General features: G+C 45.5%; 15 protein-coding genes. 5 read left to right on the top strand and 10 right to left on the bottom strand.

The genetic code is table 11. The annotated features are described in order from the left end of the window. Nucleotides 1-243 precede the first annotated feature (243 nt). Nucleotides 244-1,164, bottom strand: coding sequence for a thylakoid membrane protein ThyD (gene thyD / locus ACP2WE_RS21900; protein ID WP_425217656.1), 921 nt, complete (start codon nt 1,162-1,164; stop codon nt 244-246). A gap of 50 nt (nt 1,165-1,214) precedes the next feature. On the opposite strand from thyD, the gene ACP2WE_RS21895 reads away from it, so the two are divergent. The 4 genes from ACP2WE_RS21895 (at nt 1,215) to ACP2WE_RS21880 (ending at nt 8,714) form a co-directional block, all read left to right on the top strand. Then, nucleotides 1,215-4,130, top strand: coding sequence for a response regulator (locus ACP2WE_RS21895; RefSeq protein WP_425217655.1), 2,916 nt, complete (start codon nt 1,215-1,217; stop codon nt 4,128-4,130). Nucleotides 4,131-4,262: 132 nt separating this feature from the next. Then, the gene (locus tag ACP2WE_RS21890; RefSeq protein ID WP_425217654.1) at nt 4,263-6,704 is read left to right on the top strand and encodes an adenylate/guanylate cyclase domain-containing protein; all 2,442 of its coding nucleotides are present in this window, start codon (nt 4,263-4,265) and stop codon (nt 6,702-6,704) included. 353 nt (nt 6,705-7,057) lie between these two features. After that, nucleotides 7,058-7,453, top strand: a complete 396-nt coding sequence (locus ACP2WE_RS21885; RefSeq protein ID WP_425217653.1) for an Hpt domain-containing protein — start codon at nt 7,058-7,060, stop codon at nt 7,451-7,453. A 7-nt stretch (nt 7,454-7,460) separates the two neighbouring features. Next, nucleotides 7,461-8,714 (top strand): hybrid sensor histidine kinase/response regulator, encoded by a 1,254-nt coding sequence (locus ACP2WE_RS21880; protein ID WP_425217652.1) that lies wholly within the window; start codon nt 7,461-7,463, stop codon nt 8,712-8,714. Nucleotides 8,715-8,720: 6 nt separating this feature from the next. Here ACP2WE_RS21880 and menE read toward each other — a convergent pair whose 3' ends face one another. The 8 genes from menE to ACP2WE_RS21840 all read right to left on the bottom strand — a co-directional run bounded on the left by menE (nt 8,721) and on the right by ACP2WE_RS21840 (nt 15,391). After that, entirely contained in the window at nt 8,721-10,262 is a 1,542-nt protein-coding gene (gene menE, locus ACP2WE_RS21875) for an o-succinylbenzoate--CoA ligase (protein WP_425217651.1), read from the bottom strand. A 14-nt stretch (nt 10,263-10,276) separates the two neighbouring features. Further along, entirely contained in the window at nt 10,277-11,227 is a 951-nt protein-coding gene (locus tag ACP2WE_RS21870; RefSeq protein WP_425217650.1) for a vWA domain-containing protein, read from the bottom strand. A 291-nt stretch (nt 11,228-11,518) separates the two neighbouring features. After that, on the bottom strand, nt 11,519-11,959 hold the full coding sequence (locus tag ACP2WE_RS21865) for an HHL1-like protein (RefSeq protein WP_425217649.1): 441 nt from the start codon (nt 11,957-11,959) through the stop codon (nt 11,519-11,521). A 110-nt stretch (nt 11,960-12,069) separates the two neighbouring features. Further along, complete coding sequence (locus ACP2WE_RS21860; RefSeq protein WP_425217648.1) at nt 12,070-12,309, bottom strand: hypothetical protein; 240 nt, start codon at nt 12,307-12,309, stop codon at nt 12,070-12,072. A 116-nt stretch (nt 12,310-12,425) separates the two neighbouring features. Next, the gene (locus tag ACP2WE_RS21855) at nt 12,426-12,560 is read right to left on the bottom strand and encodes a hypothetical protein (protein WP_425217647.1); all 135 of its coding nucleotides are present in this window, start codon (nt 12,558-12,560) and stop codon (nt 12,426-12,428) included. Nucleotides 12,561-12,914: 354 nt separating this feature from the next. After that, a complete protein-coding gene (locus ACP2WE_RS21850) occupies nt 12,915-13,493 on the bottom strand; it encodes a YdcF family protein (protein ID WP_425217646.1) in 579 nt (192 codons plus the stop codon). Between the two features lie 109 nt (nt 13,494-13,602). Beyond that, nucleotides 13,603-14,199: a recombination mediator RecR gene (recR, locus tag ACP2WE_RS21845; RefSeq protein WP_425217645.1), complete on the bottom strand. Its 597-nt coding sequence runs from the start codon at nt 14,197-14,199 to the stop codon at nt 13,603-13,605. 184 nt (nt 14,200-14,383) lie between these two features. Then, on the bottom strand, nt 14,384-15,391 hold the full coding sequence (locus ACP2WE_RS21840) for a hypothetical protein (protein ID WP_425217644.1): 1,008 nt from the start codon (nt 15,389-15,391) through the stop codon (nt 14,384-14,386). 216 nt (nt 15,392-15,607) lie between these two features. Here ACP2WE_RS21840 and coaBC point away from each other — a divergent pair, with 216 nt between their 5' ends. After that, nucleotides 15,608-16,828, top strand: coding sequence for a bifunctional phosphopantothenoylcysteine decarboxylase/phosphopantothenate--cysteine ligase CoaBC (coaBC, locus tag ACP2WE_RS21835; protein WP_425217643.1), 1,221 nt, complete (start codon nt 15,608-15,610; stop codon nt 16,826-16,828). Between the two features lie 33 nt (nt 16,829-16,861). On the opposite strand, the gene lpxD is transcribed toward coaBC, so the two are convergent. Next, nucleotides 16,862-17,896, bottom strand: coding sequence for a UDP-3-O-(3-hydroxymyristoyl)glucosamine N-acyltransferase (gene lpxD, locus ACP2WE_RS21830; RefSeq protein WP_425217642.1), 1,035 nt, complete (start codon nt 17,894-17,896; stop codon nt 16,862-16,864). Nucleotides 17,897-17,999 lie beyond the last annotated feature (103 nt).

The raw sequence follows: 17,999 nt of genomic DNA, 5'->3' as shown, positions 1-17,999 counted from the left end.
TACCACGTCTAGGTTCTACCATTGGCGTTTTTCCCAAGCCTACCCCTTTTTAGACTTGTGTAGCAACTAAAGTCTCGCACTGAAAGTGCGTAGTTTCGACTAGCGTTTTGGGACAATGAATTCTTTCCGTTTTTTAAACTGATATGTATATACCCCTGCTCGATCCGCAAGACAACGATTTCCATGCTCTATCGCTAACCTAGGGGCAATTTATGAATTGCCCCACAGGGGAATCGCTCCTTTCTATTCTAGAATCTGTCGTAATGCTGACTCTAGATCGGGATAGGTAAATGAAAAGCGGTTAAGGGTGGCTTTTTGCGGCAAGACCTTTTGACCGCCCAAGATCAAGGTCGCAGATTCGCCTAGCAAAATTAACAAAGCTGCCGCAGGTACTGGTAAGAGCGCGGGACGACCCACTACTTTTGCCAGAGTCTTTGTCAATTCCTCATTGGTGACTGGGTTTGGGGCTGTGGCGTTCAGAACGCCTACAATCTGACTATTGGCGATCGTAAATAAAATCAAACTGACCAGATCGTCGCGATGAATCCATGAGAACCATTGTTTGCCCGATCCAATTTTGCCACCGATACCCAACTGAAATAGCGGCAAGATTTTGCCTAAAGTGCCACCATAGGCAAGCACAATCCCAATTCTTAGCTTCACCAATCGCACCCCAAAATTTGTGACTGGATCGGCTGCTGCTTCCCAAGCCTGACAGACCTCAGCTAAAAAGCCTTGACCCGCAAAACTATATTCATCAAAACTCTGGGTTTCATCGCTTCCGTAATAGCCGATCGCACTCCCACTTACCAAAACCTTAGGCTTTACAGCTGCGGCTTGAATTGCCTCAACCAAGATTTTGGTCGTCCCTGCCCGACTTTCGATAATTTCTTGTTTGCGCTGTTCGCTCCAACGTTGTCCAACAATCGATGTGCCAGCTAAGTTCACAACAGCATCGCATCCCGAGAGGGCACTCGTCCAAGCACCTAGCTTTAGGGGCGTATAGCCCACAATTTCAACATTTGAGAAAAATTCCTTGGGGAACTGGCGTGTTGCTTTTTCGGGGTTACGAGCCAATACCACAACTTGATTGCCAAGTGAGTGTAACTGCTCAACTAACCTAACTCCTACAAATCCAGTAGCCCCCGTTACAATAACTCTCATCACAACTTTCCTAAGCTAGTACATAGCTAACAATTTTAGCCCCATAGCGTATGCAAGCCCAAACTTCAACTAAGCCCAAACTACTCATTATTGATGATGAGGCAGACAATCTCGATCTACTACATCGAACTTTATACAAAGACTACAAGGTTTTAAAGGCAAGCAACGGGTTGGAAGGTCTGGAAATTCTTAGTAAAGAAGACAATATCGCTGTAATTATTTCCGATCAGCGCATGCCTATGATGACAGGGACTGAATTGTTTAGCCGTGTTGCCATTGCCTACCCAGATACAATTAGGATTCTTTTAACTGCTCATACCGATGTGCAAGATTTGGTCGAAGCGATTAACTCTTCTAAAGTATTCAAATTTTTAACCAAACCCTATAAACAAGAAGAGCTGATTAATACAATTCAACAGGCAGTCAAAACCTACGATCTTTTAAGGACGCGCACTTCACAGTTAGAAACCGATTTAAAGGATGCCGAAGCGAGATATCGCAGTATTTTTGAGAATTCGGTGGAAGGGATTTTTCAAACCACGCTCAATGGCTACTATTTGATTGCAAATCCCATGTTGGCGACAATCTATGGCTATGAGTCTCCACAACAACTGACCCAAAATATCACCAATATTGGGCATCAGCTCTATGTCAGTCCCAATCGTCGGCAAGAGTTTATCGATTTGGTCAGAGTGCATAAAACCATCTCAAATTTTGAATCGCAGATCTATCGTCGGGATGGTACAAAGATCTGGATCTCAGAAAATGTAAGAGCTATTCACAATGAAGAAGGCGAGTTGGTTGGCTTTGAAGGCACGGTGCAGGATATCACCCAACGCAAGCGAGCAGAAGAGGAAGTCAAGCTCTTACAAACGATGACGATGGAAATTAGCGTTGCCAAGGATTTTAATACGGCGCTAGAAATTGCTCTGCGTAAAATTTGTGAATTTACAGGTTGGGTTGTGGGTGAAGCTTGGATACCTAGTACGAATGGCTTACATCTCAAATATAGTCCTGCTTGGCATTCTACTGTCAAGGGATTGGAAGAGTTTTATCGCCTCAGTCAAAACATAGTATTCCCAACGGGAATTGGATTTCCTGGACGTGTTTGGGAACTTAAGCGACCCGAATGGATCTGGGATATCTCTCAGGAGACAGAACTCGGTTTTTTGCGAAAGTTTGCGGCTCTAGATGCAGGGCTCAATGCAGGCTTGGCGATTCCAATCTTGGCTGAGACCAAGGTAGTTGCTGTCATCGTCTTTTTTATGCATACCCCTAATGATGAAGATCAACAACTGGTGGGTCTTGTCAGTGCGATCGCGACCCATCTGGGTTTACTCATGCGGCGCAAACGCGATGAGGAAGAAATTCGCATCGTCAACGAAGAGCTGGCTCTGGCAAGGGATGAAGCCTTAGAAGCCAATCGTACCAAGAGTGCCTTTGTTGCCAATATGAGCCATGAGTTGCGCACACCCTTAAATGCGATCATTGGCTACAGTGAGATGCTGCAAGAAGATGCTGATGATTTAGGACTAGAAGATTTTCGAAACGATCTCCAGAAAATTTATACCGCAGGCAAACATTTACTCAGCGTGATCAATGACATTCTCGATATGTCAAAAATCGAAGCTGGCAAAATGGAAATGTTTGTGGAACGTTTTGACGTTTTGAGCCTTGTCAATGACGCCGTAAATATGATTCATCCTCTGTTAGAGAAAAATGCTAACGCTTTGGTTTTGGAGTACGATCGACAAGTTGACATGATGGAAACAGATGTAACCAGATTGCGACAAGCGCTGTTTAATTTGCTCAGTAATGCCTGCAAATTTACCCAAAAAGGAACGATTACGATTCAGGTTCAGCGTGAAGTAGATAGCGATCGCACTTGGATCAACTTTAAAGTAAGCGATTCGGGTATTGGGATTAGCCCTGACCAACTCGAACGATTATTTCAACCTTTCACGCAAGCGGATAGCTCGACGACTCGTCAGTTTGGTGGCACTGGTTTGGGACTGGCAATTAGTCAAAGGCTTTGTCGGATGATGGGTGGGGATATTACGGTCGAAAGCGCGTTGAATAAGGGGTCTGCATTTACAATTCGATTGCCAGCGCAGCCCTATAAACCTACACCTTCCCCTGAATTGATTCCAACCTATCCGACGGTAAAGCCACTCCCTTCGATTTTGGTGATTGATGACGATCTAGTCGTACACCAGCTTTTAGAGAGAGCCCTCGGGAAAATGGGACTTTTTGTCTATTCTGCCTATGAGGGCAAAGAAGGCGTGAGATTAGCACGGGAAATCAAACCCAGCGCCATTATTCTCGATATGATGATGCCAAGCATGAATGGTTGGGAAGTTCTCACTGCCCTCAAAGCCGATCCTGAGACCTCCAATATTCCGATTGTGATGTTGACAATTATGGACGATCGAGATTGTGGTTATACCTTGGGCGTAACCGATTATTTAATTAAGCCAATTAACCGCGATCGCCTCATTTCAACGGTGAATAAATATCGCTCCCTCAAAATTGTATCAGCCCATAGCGATCTTAAGAATTCCAAAATGTCGCATAGCTCCGACAATCCCTGCATTTTAGTGATTGAAGATGATGCGAGTGTTCGACAAATGATCGTTCGTATGTTGGAAAAAGAAAACTGTACGCTCTTATCTGCAAAAAATGGACATGAAGCTTTAGAGGTTTTATCCCAAACCTCACCACAACTGATTTTGCTAGATCTAATGATGCCTGAAATGGATGGCTTTGAGTTTATCAATCAGCTCCGACAACAGCACAATCTGCCTCAGATGCCAATCGTTGTAATTACTGCAAAAGATTTATCGCAAGAAGATAAATTTAGATTGGGTGGAACTGTCCAAAAAATTTTACAGAAAGGAGCCTATAGTTGTCCGCAATTGATTGATGAAATTATCCTACTTTTGGATAAGTACGGTGTATTAAAGTGAGTACATGAGTATGTTCATTGCTATGATGCTAGGGGTATAGATCGTTCCAATCCTGTTAAAAAGCATCAGTCTTTCCTTTCACTATCTCTTTGCGGCGGAACGTATATCGAAGATAATCGCCATGTCATTGCCATGTCATCGAGCAACCATCTAGATAGTCCTCTTCACCAGACAACGCCTCAGCAAAACAGAAAACTCCCACCCCTAAGAGTAGTTCTGATCGTGCCATTTGTCGTTCAAATTGTCGCGGCTGTGGGTCTAACAGGCTGGTTATCAGTGCGGAATGGGCAAGAGGCAATTAACGAGTTAGCGCCTCGTCTCAGTCAAGCAGTAACCCATAACATCGAAACTCATCTGCGGGAGTATACCAATACGCCTCATACAATATTGCAAGTTCAAGAAGCAATGGTGCAGTCAGGCAATGTAAATCTAGAGGATTTCGATCGCTTAAAATCCCTATTTTGGCGGCAAGTTCGCCAAATCCCCACAATCGATCTACTTTATTTTGGCAACACAAAGGGCGATTTTCTCGGTGTCGGACGGCAACAGAATGACCTATTGACGGCATCGATCCGAGATGGCACGACGAATGGCAAACGAGAAATCTTTAGCCTAGATGCGCAGGGCAAACACAAGGCGTTACTGCAATCGAGCTTATATGACTCGCGATCGCGCCCTTGGTACAAAACAGCCGAGCAAAAACGTCAAGCGGCATGGAGTCCCATTTATGTGTTTGCAGCCCGTCCAATTTTGGGCATCACTGCAGTGCAACCAATATATGCAAGTACAGGTAAATTTGTCGGTGTGATAGCGATTGATGTCACGCTTGCCCAACTCAGCGATTTTCTCAGAAGCTTAAAAATAAGTGAGTCAGGGCAAGCGTTTGCGATCGAGGCATCAGGAGAGATTGTGGCTACTTCTACGGCAGAGCCCCCCTTTATGACGACCACCAAAGGTCAACAGCGGCTCAAAGCCATCCAGAGCAGTAATCTTGCCATCCGAGCCGCAGCCAAGCAGATTACTGAGAAATTTCCAGATCTCAAAGCGATTCATCAGCCTGAGCAAATTATTTTTGACCTAGAGGGCGATCGCCAGTTTGTGCAGGTTACACGCATTACCGATCGCAAAGGGCTAGATTGGTTCTTGGTTGTAGTGATTCCTGAAAAAGATTTTATCGATCGCGTGAACGCCAACACAAGAACAACGATTACGCTGTGTGGGTTAGCGCTCGTACTCGCAACGATTATGGGAATCTTTACCTCTCGCTGGATCGCTCAACCAATTTTGCGATTGCGGGATGCCTCGAGAGCGATCGCGCAGGGGAAACTCAATCAAACTGTAAAGATCGAGAGCGTACAAGAACTAGCTGCCCTCGCGGAATCTTTTAATCAGATGGCAGGTCAATTACAGAAATCATTTACGGCATTGGCCCAGAGCAATGAAGCGTTAGAACAAAAGGTGGAACGGCGAACCACTGAATATAAATCTGCCGCTGAAGCGTTGCAGATCAGCGAAGCGGCTTTAAAAGCCCAAGAAGCCTATCTTCGCTTAATTCTTAACAACATTCCCCAGCAGGTATTTTGGAAGGATACCGATCTGGTATTTCGAGGCTGTAATAAAAATTGGGCGAAGGCGGCTCAAATCGATGATTCAGGCTTTGTGATTGGCAAAACAGATTATGACCTACTCCTAAGTCACGAACTGGCTGATGAATTTCGCGCCCAAGATCGAAATGTCTTAGAAACTAACACGCCTCAATTACACATCGTTCAAGCAAAAGTCAAGCCCGATTCGGCTGGAGAAATCGTTTGGTTAGATATTAGTAAAATCCCCATTCAAAACGATCGCGGGGAGGTGATCGGGGTCTTGGGTGTATTGGAAGATATCACCGAGCGCAAATTAGCTCAAGAAGCCCTACAAATTGAACAAGAGAAGTCAGAGCAGTTACTGCTGAATGTTTTACCCAAAGCGATCGCCGATCAACTCAAAGAAGGGCAAAGCGAGATTGCCGATAGCTTTGAAGCAGTGACCGTGCTGTTTGCCGATCTGGTTAACTTCACCAACCTCTCTGCCGAACTATCACCTCAAGATGTGGTCAGACTGTTAAACCAGATTTTCTCTACGTTCGATCTGCTCTGCGCTACCTATGGCTTAGAGAAAATTAAAACGATTGGCGATGCCTATATGGTGGCAGGGGGCGTGCCAGTTCCCCGTGCCGATCATGCCGAAGCGATCGCTGAGATGGCTCTGGATATGTTGGCAAAAATTACCGAGCTTCAGGCGCTCACAGGAAAGCCTCTAGAGATTCGCATTGGTATCAACACGGGCATGGTGGTTGCAGGTGTGATTGGTACGAGAAAATTTATCTACGATCTCTGGGGCGACACCGTGAATATTGCCAGTCGGATGGAATCGCAGGGGGAAATGGGTAAAATTCAGGTAACAGAACAAACCTATGTTCACCTCAAACATAAATATGAATTTGAAGAACGTGGCGCGATCGCGATCAAGGGCCGGGGCGAAATGCCAACCTATTGGCTACTGGGGAAAAAATCTCAGCTTAAAAATACGTAATTTGACTCCTTTCTGATTCTCCTTGTGAGTCTTCTATGAATTTAATTGAAATTGGCATCACAGATATGTATTCATGCGATTGCATGAACCAGCCTCACCCAGATGCCTCACCCCTTTGGTTTACCTCATTCAACCGATCGCATGAGGTTAATGTATTCCTAAAGATGTGATTATCAAGCCACGCATTCGTTAGGCAAGTTTTAATCGTTGAGGGTTTCCCCTAAATAACTGTAATAACTAAAAGCTCGAGGGCAAGGGGACATCCCCTTTTCTGAAAATAGGGCTCAGAGCCTAGCTGTAAATGTGGATCGCAAATGTTTTGCAAATTTAAAAAAGATGGGGCAAGTTACAATATGAACAACGATCCAGCCGATGATGAGTTGAGTTCAACGACGATCGATCGCTCATTTTTACAAGAAATTTTTGCCTTGGCGGGTGCTGAGCCTGAAGCATTTTTGGTCGAAATGATCGATTGCTATTTGGATGCCGCCCCTGACTTAATCGCGTCAATTCACAATGCGATCGCAACCTCAGATCTAAATGCATTAAAAAAAGCCGCACATACACTCAAGTCAAATAGCGTTTCGGTGGGTGCTTGTGCACTTGCTAAGTATTGTCAAGAACTTGAAGCGATCGATAAATCAGATAGTATAGAGTCACAGGCTAACTTGCTATTGCAGCAGTTAGAAGTTCAATACCTCAAAACGAAAGAGGCATTGCTGATTGAGCGTCAGAGATATCAGCCATAAGTAGATCATGACAAACAATTTAAGCCCGAAATCGCAGCAGCTAGAACCTGCGCTTGTTTTAATTGCAGATGATGAAAGCCTTATGCGCATGCAGGTAAGCAGAGTCATGAAACAGGCGGGTTATCAGATTGTTGAGACTTCCAATGGCGAGGAATGTTTGTTAACCTACGTCCGCATGCAACCCGACATTGTTTTGCTCGATGCGATCATGCCTGAAATGGATGGGTTTGAATGCTGCATGAGATTGCAAACGCTTCCAGAGAATCATCACGCCCCCGTACTGATGATTACAGGACTAGATGACAAAAAATCTGTCGATCTTGCCTTTGAATCTGGTGCTACTGACTATATTACAAAGCCCATTCACTGGCCAGTGCTTTTACATCGAGTACGACGATTGATTCAGCAATCGCAGATCTATCGTCGCTTAGAGGAGACTAATTACACCTTAGAACTTCACGTACAAGCTCGCACGCAAGAATTGGAAGCGACATTACTTCGCTTACAGTTTGAGGTGGAAGAGCGTAAAAAAGCTGAGGAACAAGTACGCCAATCTCTAACCAAAGAGAAAGAACTCAGCGACATGAAGTCTCGCTTAATTAACACGCTATCCCATGAATTTCGCACGCCTCTATCTTTAATATCGCTTGCCTCAGAGTTTTTGGAAATGAAGCCAAATCTTACTGAGCCTGAGAAGCGATCGCGGAAATTTTCTCAAATTAGAGCAAACGTCAAACGCATTACCCGCATTCTTGATGATGCCCTCACAATCAACCGCAGCGAGTCGGGAAATATTCTCTTTCATACAGCATCCGTAGACTTTGTGAGCTTCTGCCAGCGATTGGTGACAGAGTGGCAGTTTCTCAAGGAGGAAAAGCACGAACTGCAATTTCGGGCTGAAGAAATCCCATCTGCTATTCCCATCGATATGGGGCTACTGGAACAAGCTCTAACCCATTTATTTGTGAATGCCATTCGTTATTCACCAGAGGGAGGAGAAGTACAGATTATCGTTACTGCCCAACCAAGTTTTGTCAGTTTTCAAATTTGCGATCGCGGCATTGGAATTCCTGAAGAAGATCGGCCCAAAATCTTTGATAAATTTTACAGGGCAAGTAATGCCAATAGCATCCCAGGTTCGCCAGGTGCAGGCTTAGGTCTATCGATTGTGAAGCAGGTGATAGACCTACATGGTGGGAAAATCCAAGTTGAGAGCGAGATCGATTGCGGCACAAAAATGACTGTCATTTTGCCGAGGTAGGGGGCTTTAACTGAAAGATTCCAGTACCTTGTGACGTGCCAACTTCCCAGAGGCTGTTTTAGGCAGGCGATCGACCCGATGGATGGCTTTCGGGAGTTTGTATTTAGCTAGATCGCGACTCAGACAGAATTCCCGAATTTCCGCAACTGTGAGTAATTCTGTTGTTACAAGCACGGCTACGACGATTTGCCCCCACTCGCGATCGCTTACCCCTACCACACAGGCATCTTGAATCGTAGGATGCAGCATTAAAATCTCTTCTAGTTCCGCAGGATAGATATTCTCACCCCCACTGATAATTAAATCTGTACGCCGACTGACTACATACAAAAAACCTTCAGAATCCACATAACCTAAGTCTCCTGTATGTAGCCAACCATCTCGCAAAGTTTTGGCTGTGGGGGGATTCACATAGCCAGCCATCACATTTGCTCCCTTTACTAAAATCTGTCCGATTGCTCCGATGGATAGTTCTATCTCAGGGGAATCGATCGCCACAATTTTTACTTGACAACATGGTAAAGGCTGACCTACCGAACCTCGCCTACGCATTACATCTTGAGTTGATAGGGTGGCGATTTGCGAAGCCGTCTCTGTCATGCCATAGGTAGGCATAATCGGTAGCTTGAGTTCTAAACATCGTTCTAGCAGTTGCTCGCTCGGAGCCGCCCCCCCTAGTAGAATTCCTCGCAGATTCTGCCATTCCTCTATTCGATCGGACAAATCGCTTTGGCTGAGTCGGTCGAGAATGCGGGTTAGCATGGTTGGTACGAGAGAGATGAGCGTAATCTTGCCCGTTGCGATCGCTTGGAGCACTCGATCTAAATCGAAACGGGGTTCTAGGGTAATTGTCGAACCATCTAGTACGCTGCGCCAAATAATCGATAGTCCTCCCACATGAAACAGTGGTAGACAAACCAACCAGTTATCCCTAACATCGGTTCCTAAGTTCAACGTGGAAGCGATCGCACTGTGGAAATGATTGCCATAGGTCAACTGTACGCCCTTAGGCTTTCCTGTCGTACCTGATGTATAAATAATTGCTTGAATTGACTCTAGAGCGATGTCTGGAATGAAATTCTGACTGATTTCCTTTTGGGAATTGCTTTCAGCCTGTTTCACAGCTTCGATCGCAATCAGTTTTAAGCTTTCTGTTAAGTATGCTGTTTGGAATCGCTCGATAACTTCGCAAGCTTTCTCTTCCATTTTGCGATCGTAGATGAGAAACTTCGTTACACTATCTTGCAACTGCCAGTGCAATTCTTTGGCACTCAGCCGCGTATTGAGTAAAACTGCAATGCTGCCCAACTTCGCCAAAGCATGAATCAAAACAACATTATTCCCATGATTTTCCATGAGAATACCAACTCGACAGCCACACCCAATTCCCAGTCTCCACAAATTCCTTGCAAGTCGGATCGCTTCAGCTTCCATTTCAGCATAGCTCCAGACCCTGTCAGCGAAGACAAGAGCAGTGCGATCGCCTGTCTGTATTGCTCTCTGGGTTAACCAACTGGGTGCGATCGGCATTGTCAAAACAGGTCTCACTCATTTTCCGATTTTTAGAGTTGCTTCAGAGCCTCAGAAATATCTTGGGTAACACTGCCACCAGAAAACTCTAGGGTAAATGAGGTGGAATCAGGGGGTAGACGAAATCTCATGAATGCGGGAACACCAAAGTTATATTCTTCGCAGACAGCACCAGTTTGATTGAGAATTCGACCATAGTGGGTAACGATCGTTTCCGCAGAGACAAACTCTTTAAAGATTTGCTCCAAAATTTGAATGTTATCGGCAGTTTGATAGTCCCATAGGTCAATTTCTTTGCCAGTGCTATCTTTGATAAAACTGCCCTCAAACATATTGTCGAGGTCTTCTAACTGAATCTCATCGATTTCTTTGCCAACACCAATCAAAAGTAGTTTGATAAAAGGCTTATGCCCATCAGCCACTTCTAAAGCGTACTTAAAGCAAAATTCTTTAACTTCTTCTAGGTCTTCGATCACACCATCGGTGATGATTAAGCAAATCGCCGCAGGTTGCTTAACCCCCAGAGCTGGCGCATCTTTGTATTTGTCTATAAAAAACCTCACTGGTGGCAGTAATTGCGTGCCCGTTCCCCAAGGAATCTTTGGTCCCTTAATAACCACGTTTTGAATTTCTTCGCCACTAAAACTGCCGAGATCTTCAATTAATTCTCCAGCAGCGCCACATGCCCAGTAAATAAAGTCCACTTTGCCTGTAGATGAAAAGTTGGCGAGATAGTTGACCATAACCCGTGCAACTGGCTCTACGACGTTTTGCGCGACCGAGGCATCTGCAAAAAAGCTACTGACAACACCGCTAATCCCATAGATTTTTTTCATCGATGCTGAGCCATCAAGCGCTAAACCAACCCTTGCGCCCTCGATGTCTGGGACGATGAGAATCGTCGCCACAATCTCAAGTTCTCCATTGCTTTGCTTATAGACGTTAACTTCCCCAAAGGGTTGAACCACATTTTTTAGCTGCATATTGAGACTCTCCGATTTTTCAGAATTATACTAACTTACTGCAACCCTGATGGCTGATAACAGACAATTTCTGAGGAATAACTATATTCTTTCTCGAACGCAACCGATACAAAAAAACCATATTTAAATCCCTATAACTTAATCTATCCGATATAGGGATAAATGTACTCTTAAAGATAAGCGCAATTTAGATAAAAAAATGAAGAGCAAAAACTGCCCACCTTTGCGAACAATTCTTGCTCTCAATATTCGTGATTAATTCCAATTCATCGCTTAAAAGAGCGCCGATCGCTAGTTTGTCTTCTTTTTTTGATTAAACAGGGATGATAAACCTTCCTTTAGCTGCGTCACTGTTTTGGCGATCTTGTCACCCACTGTTGGCTGAGGACGTAAAGCTACGGCGATCGCTTCATCAGGAAACTCTTTAAGGCGATAACCATACTCCAAGCTCTCCTTATACTTACTTAGCTTGGGGTAAAGGCGCATTGCCCCCTTGAGCAATTCTTGTTCCTGTTGAAAAATCGCTTGAGCGATCTTGTTACTGCGTTCGACCGTCATGGAGCCAGCAGGTATCCAGTCCTTACCCTCGATCCGCACAAAAATATTAAATTCGGGTAGTCCCTGCTTTTTCATCTCATCATACTTTTGAGAAGCCTGCTCCCGTTTCACGTTCTTCTTCTTTGCTTTTTTAGGTTGTCCTGGTAATTGTCCAAATCCAGATCCTTTTGTCATAAAATTTTGATATTAAACTCTTTACAAAAGTTTATATTGTTTTCGCCAACCTTTGAAAAAGTTCAATCAAAAGTCACACGGTTCGATCTAGAAATGCTAGGTGTTTTAGCTTACTCTGGTTTTGGTAAATTAGGCAAAGGACACCACACCGAAAAGCGATCGCATTCTTTAACCACAATCGAGAATAGTCCAGCATCTAAATCGCGACGGCAGACTTGTATGGCTTCGTTGATGCCCCTGTAATAATTGGTCGATAGATAGGTCTGACCTAAATAATAAATGCCTGCTTCGGAACCTAAGGGAGTTTGTAGGTTCACAGTTTTGACTTCTGAAAGGGAAAGAACGATCATGGCTGTTTCTGCGTGTAGGGCTTGATACTACAAATCATCGGATTTTTCAACGACCTACAGGGTGATGGATGAGTAAGGTCATTTGTGACATTCAGGTAGAGTTCCTATGATGGGGATCACAGGTCGGGTAATTGCCACCATACGGAAAAGCGATTGGACTCTGTCACGACGATTGAAAGCAATCCAGCATCTAAGTCTCGACGACAAGCTGCGATCGCTTCATGAATGCCCTTGTAAACCTTGATGGGCATGAAGGTTTGACCTAGGTAAAAAATCCCCCGCTCCTTCCCCCACGGCGTGTAAACATCTATAGTTTCAAAATCTGAAAGTGCAACGATCATCAATCTTTTGGTGGGTTGATAAGTTCTATCCTATAAATTCTCAAGCATTCCCCTATGACCGCAAGCGATCGCTTGCGGCTTGAGAGTGTGATATTAGATGCAAAGACGTGTGTGTCAATCGCGAGTTCCTCGTGACTTAAATCACTAAAGACGCACAGCAACGTTCCTTTCTCAAGTTTTCAGGCTCCTTCCGACTGATACCTCAAAAGCGATCGCACGAGCAAACTTTGAGTGTCATTTCCTTATCTATAAACCCTATAAGCTTTATCTATTGTGGGTAGATCCATTTAAAGGAGAGCCTGTAAATAGCCACACCACGGAGCGAAAGCCATCTCTAAGTGACTTAACAGGAGCTTCATCCTGGCGGCTAGAAGGAATGGATATGGGGTGAATTTTGATACCACGGCTGCCTAAAACAATATTGCCGATCACCTCAGCACGGGGCATATGAAAATCTGAAGTGATTAAATAAACATTGGTAACATTGCGATCGCGGAGGGCATCAACCATCGTGGTGAAATTGGTTACCGTGTCTACAGCTCGATAGTCTAGATGAATGCGATTGCGGGGTACACCTGCTTGGTCAAACACATACTTCGCATATTCTTCAGGACTACCCGAAGAGACAAAAATCGGCAGATTGGGATGTTTTAGGGCAAACTGCGCCGCAAATTTTTCGCGAGAGGGGGAACCTCCTAGTACCAAGATGGCTTGGGGCTCTTGTTCGACTCTATGGGTCAAACTAGAGAAACTAGGCAACCCGCCTGTAAATAGCCAGCTAAACGCTATGACCCCTGACAAGGTTACGACAGAACTTGTTTTTCGTAAGGGGAGCTTACTCATCACAAAACCTTTAACTTAATTTGTCACCTATCTTGGTGAATATTATCGATAACGTCGAACAAGCGCAACATGAAATTTCCGCCTTGAGAAAAAAAAGAAAATAAAAAAATTAGAAATCCAGTTCCCTACGCCCCTCAAGTGCTTTGGCTAAGGTTACCTCATCCGCATATTCCAGATCGCCGCCCATGGGGATGCCAAAGGCAATTCGGGTAACTTTAGTAAAGGGCTTGATCAAACTGCCGACATAGAGCGTTGTCGTCTCGCCTTCGATGCTGGGGCTAATAGCCATAATTACCTCCAACACCTTACCAATACTGACTCGCCGCACCAAGCCTTGAATATTGAGTTGGTCGGGACCAATGCCATCCATAGGTGAAATTAAGCCACCTAAAACATGATATTTACCCCGATATTCGCGGGTTTTTTCGAGGGCGATCAGGTCGCGAGAGTCGGCAACTACGCAAATCGCCGCATCGTCACGGCTGGGATTCGCACAGATTTCACAAATAACGTCAGCGGAGAGGTGATGGCAAGTCGAACAATAGCCGACCTGCTGTTTAGCATCGATCAGGGCCTTGGCTAAAGCCTCCACATCCTCTTCTGGGCGCTTGAGAATGTGCATGGCTAAACGCTGCGCTGTCTTGGGCCCAACCCCAGGTAGCCGTTGTAGTTGCTCGATCAAATTTGCAAGAGGTCGTGTATACAAGACAAAATTTCTCTAACTGTGCTGTTTTTGAGGATAGGGCATTTTCTCGAATATCTACAGTACTTCCCGTGAAAGTCCCCATAGAATATTTTTTCTAGACATTCTTGTGCAGTTACTGAGGTTTGTCGGCAAGACGCGATCGCATTCGCCCCCATAACTTGCGGACATCTCAACTGACACACTACTATTTAAAGATACTAATCTCGGACAGGCTATCGATACCAGCAAGGTTTTTTAGACATACCTGAAACAGTCGAGCATTGGGCATATCGCAGTATCTGAACAGATATCTACCCTTGGTTGACCAGGATTTCGTATCCCTATGGATAAAGTAAAATAACCCATCTTCTAGACTCAGTTCTTGCATATCGGAAACATTTGCCCGTTGCGTTGAGCCGTTTTTTAACACAAATTCTAAAAAACCCTGTCCGACTCTAACGGCTTGAGGATCTCCACCCATAGGAAATTCGACATAACCTGACCGAGCAAAATACTGGTCAGCCCAGGGCAGTAGGTAATTCGTCCAAGCAAACTCCGCTGATTTGGCAAAATACCAAGGGTGGTCATCAAATGGTCGATTGCCTTGGTGATAATGTTCGCCCTCCAGTTTGAAGCTTTTGCCAGTGGGTAAAGTCCATGAATAACTGTAGGTTGTACTTAGATACTTTGGTGTAACAGCCTGCTTGTAATGTCTAGTTTGGCTGGTATAGAGGTTTACTGCATCTTCGAACTTTAGCAACTCTATCTGCGGTGTTGCCTGCCGGGATCTCTTCAGAGAAATCTTGGTAATTCCCCGATCGCCTACGTAGGTACAGTTGGGGCTAAAGCCAAAAGCGTTAAATGCAAAAATACCAAATAATAGCGCCGCAGTCCCCCCGACAAAAGCAAAGAAACCAAAATTTCCAAACAAATCAGAGAGGCCGGGAGCGAATAACCTAGTGAGGAAGAAAACTATCCAAACACCTACTAAAACCAACCCACTGACGACCACGGATGCAATCAAGCGGTTGATTAATGACATGGGCTGGTCTGAAATTTTCAAGGAACTATCTGCAGTTAGCACCCGACCGATTTCCGATGGAGGAGGTACGAAGAAATCAAATTGCGGGGGAATAGTTTTGCCAGAATGGCGTTTGACACCTTCTGGTGGAACCCATTTAGAACCTGATGTTGCGATGATTTCACTTGCCATGTCTGTTTTTTCACCTCTCGTAGTAAGCAATTTAAACAATAGGATTGTGTATTCACTAGGCGATTGGATCGAGTTACGTAGCTTGAACGATATCCATTATTGTATTGATTTAAAATGGAATAATCCCTCAATTCGATACAGAAGATCCTGATTGATATCACTAAGATCTTCAAAATAGTCTTCAATATTGTGAATTGGCGAGATTGATACAAGTTCATGGCAAATCGCGTTTTAATCGGAGTCACGGGAGGCATTGCCGCCTATAAAGTCTGTGAGGTGGTGTCCACCTTGGCAAAAGCGGGCGTTGAGGTGCGCGTCATTCTCACAAAATCTGCTGAAGAATTTGTCACCCCTCTCACATTTGCCACCCTCTCGCGATCGCCTGCCTATACCGATCGCGATTTCTGGCAGCCCCTCCATGGCAGACCCTTACATATCGAACTGGGCGAATGGGCGGATGTTTTGGCGATCGCGCCTCTAACGGCTAACACGATGAGCCATCTGGCTTGGGGCATGGCAGATAATTTACTCACGAATACGATTTTGGCTTCCAAATGTCCTGTGCTGTTAGCCCCTGCCATGAATACCACCATGTGGTTGCAAGAGCCCGTGCAGCAAAATTGGCAGAAACTCCAAACAAATTCGCGCTATTGGGCGATCGCGCCGACCAGTGGCATTCTTGCTTGCGACGCGGAGGGAACGGGACGAATGGCAGAACCAGAGGCGATCGTCAGCTATCTGGAATCCTTGCTTTATACCAAAGGACTACGAGACTTAAGCGGCAAACGCGTGCTGGTAAGCGCAGGCGGCACGAGGGAATTTCTCGATCCCGTGCGGTTTATTGGCAACCCCGCCACAGGAAAACAAGGTATAGAAATTGCTAAGGCAGCATGGCATCGCGGCGCAGAGGTAACTTTAGTAGCTGCGGGAAATGCTGCGTTTCTCAGTCAACCAGGTATGCGTGTGATTTCGGTGAATTCCTCAGCAGAAATGCATCAAGCCATGTTAGAAGCTTTCCCACAAGCCGATCTGACGATTATGGCAGCAGCGGTAGGCGATGTGCGTCCTGCATCCTACAGCGATCGCAAGATTCCCAAAGCTGAGTTGCCTACGTCCTTGGCACTCGAAGCGATCGCCGATATCGTGGCGGATTTGGGTAGGCGCAAGCGTTCTGACCAGATCTTGGTAGGATTTGCGGCGCAAACTGGCACGGGGGCAGAAATCTTAGCCGCCGCCCAGCAAAAATTGGTGCATAAGGGTTTAGATGCGATCGCAGCCAATGCCGTAGACCAATCGCAAATGGGATTCGGCACGGCAACCAACCAAGCCACTTTTATGGATAAAAGTGGCAGGCAAGAAACAACTTCCCTCTGCTCTAAATTGCAACTAGCCCATCAACTGCTCGATTTTTTAAGCAAAAATCAAAAAACTTTATGAAAGTCTTCCTAAGGCGAATACTTTGCTTCTTGTCTACTCTCCTTCTAGCTTTCTTTCCAGTTCCGCAATGCGCTTCTCTAATTTGCGAATCGTACTGAGCATCTCTGGTAGCTGACGTTCCGAAATTACCATGCGCTTCCAGTCCCGTTCGGGAACAACAGGATAGCCCATTACTTTTGCACCTGCCTCAACCCGACTAATGATGCCAGACTTTGCACCAACCACCGCGCCATCGCCGATCGCCACATGATCGGCAACGCCCACCTGTCCCGCTAAAACGACGTGATGCCCCAGGGTAGAACCACCTGCCACACCTACCTGCGCGACTAAGATGCAGTGAGGCGCGATATTCACACCATGCCCAATTTGGACGAGGTTATCGATTTTTGTGCCAGTGCCGATACGCGTCGTGCCCAAAGCAGGGCGATCGATCGCCGTTAGACAACCAACTTCTACCTTATCCTCTAAGATCACATGCCCCGTCTGAGGGATTTTGTACCAACTGCCATCAGCCTGTAACTCAGAACCAAAGCCATCACCACCAATGACCGTGCCTGGATGAATCAGACAATTTGCCCCAATCTGGGTGCGATCGCAGATCGTGCAGTTGCTATGAATCACGGTTCCTAGCCCGATCGCCACGTCGTCATAGATCGTTGTATTCGCGAAAATCGATACGCGATCGCCAAGGGTTACGCGATCGCCAATCACCACACCTGCCGCGATCGCAACATCTTTACCGAGCTGCACGCCTTCTCCTACAATCGCGCTGGGATGGATACCTATAGACAGTTTCAAAGGTTGGTGAAACCGTTCCAGCACTTTGGCAAACAGCAACCTTGGATTGTTGGTTCGCAAACAGGGTAGGTTACAGGGGGTTTTGAGATCTAAAATCACCGCACTGGCTTGGGTGCGATCGAGGGCTGCGAGGTATTTCGATGAACCTAAAAAAGCAATTTCGCCCGTTTTGGCGCGATCGATCGGGGCAACACCCGTAATCTCAGGATCTTCTCCTTGAAGATCTAACTGACAGTTTGAGAGTCCAACCGCAAGTTGTGAGAGTTTCATGAGATAGCTGTAACGGTTTGATAAAAGAATGCATTAACGCAACTTATTAAATCACTTTTGTGAATCGCGATCGAATCCTTACTATGACCCTGAGGGTAAAACT

Origin of the sequence: Tumidithrix helvetica PCC 7403 (genome assembly GCF_965232925.1) — a bacterium.
Lineage (GTDB): Bacteria > Cyanobacteriota > Cyanobacteriia > Pseudanabaenales > Pseudanabaenaceae > Tumidithrix > Tumidithrix helvetica.
The sequence above is the reverse complement of the archived record's forward strand: the minus strand, read 5'-3'. Positions and strand labels throughout refer to the sequence as shown.